Source organism: Rhodoferax sp. ZS1R8 (genome assembly GCF_056521325.1).
In genome coordinates, this window is record NZ_JBWMBA010000121.1 from 1 (window position 1) to 1,207 (window position 1,207).

Here is a 1,207-nt window from a genome sequence, read left to right on the forward strand (position 1 = left end):
TGGCATCAATCCCCAGGCCGCCGGGTTGCGCAGCAATCAGCGCCACCAGTTGGTCTAGCTCGGTTGAGGGAGTGATGCGTGGCATGTGCTCAGGTTTTTGGTCGAAGGGCGCCAGTATCGCGCCACTTAAAGTGGCGCAATTTCACCAAAAGCCAGTTGCGCGCGACATTCTCAACCGCTTGCTGATTGACCTGTCCTGGGCATCCTCCAGGCTAGAGGGCAACACCTACAGCCGGTTGGACACGGAACGGCTCATCGAATTGGGCCAAGCCGCCGAGGGCAAGGACGCACTGGAAACCCAGATGATTCTGAACCACAAGCAGGCCATTGAATACCTAGTACTCGACCCGGCGCACGCTCAAGTGACCCCCGACTGCATCATTGCCTTGCATGCCTTTTTGTCGGATGGTTTGATGGCCGACCCCACGGCGGTGGGCCGCCTGCGCCGCCGGGCGGTAGAGATAGGTGGCAGTGTGTATTTGCCAGTGGCCCTGCCGCAGCGGCTGGAGGAACTGTTTGGCATCGTCATGCAGATGGCGGCGGAAATTGACGACCCCTTCGAGCAGACATTTTTTCTGATGGTGCATTTGCCCTACCTGCAGCCGCTTGAGGACGTGAACAAGCGCACCTCCAGGCTGGCGGCCAACATACCGCTCATTCGCCACAACCTGTGCCCTCTGTCTTTTATCGACGTGCCGCAGTCGGCCTACGTGGACGCGATGATCGGGGTGTATGAGCTCAACCGCGTTGAGCTGCTGCGTGACGTGTTTGTGTGGGCCTACGAACAGTCATGCCAGCAATACGTGGCGGTCAAGCAAAACATAGTGCCGCCCGACATCTTTCGCTTGCGTTATCGCCAGGCCTTGAGCGAGGTGGTAGCCGCCATCGTCAAAAACAACGAGGCCGCAACCGTTGCCGTTGCCGTTGCCGTTGCCGTTGCCGTTGCCGTTGCCGTTGCCGTTGTGGATGCTAAGGTGCCAGCCACAGTCGCCGCACCGGACAAGGCCCATTTCACCCAACTGGTACTGGAAGAGTTTGCCGCCTTGCACCCCGGGAACGCAGTGCGCTTTGGCATCCGGCCCTTGGAGCTCGCCGCTTGGAGCGAAAGGCATGGTGCCAAGCCTTGATCACCGCCCTCTACTTCTACGCTGCAACCATCCCCGCAGTCCTGCTGCTGGGTATCAGCAAGAGCGGCTTCGGCGCAGGC

1 protein-coding gene and 1 pseudogene are annotated in these 1,207 nt (G+C 60.0%); both read left to right on the forward strand.

Annotation, left to right across the window (positions count from 1 at the left end; all coding sequences use genetic code 11):
- On the forward strand, positions 1-1,127 hold a 1,127-nt coding region (locus AC097P_RS24300; RefSeq protein WP_479612987.1), incomplete at its 5' end, for a Fic family protein.
- Positions 1,124-1,207, forward strand: a pseudogene (locus AC097P_RS24305) (sulfite exporter TauE/SafE family protein); the annotation flags it as partial. The gene AC097P_RS24300 and the pseudogene AC097P_RS24305, both read left to right, overlap by 4 nt.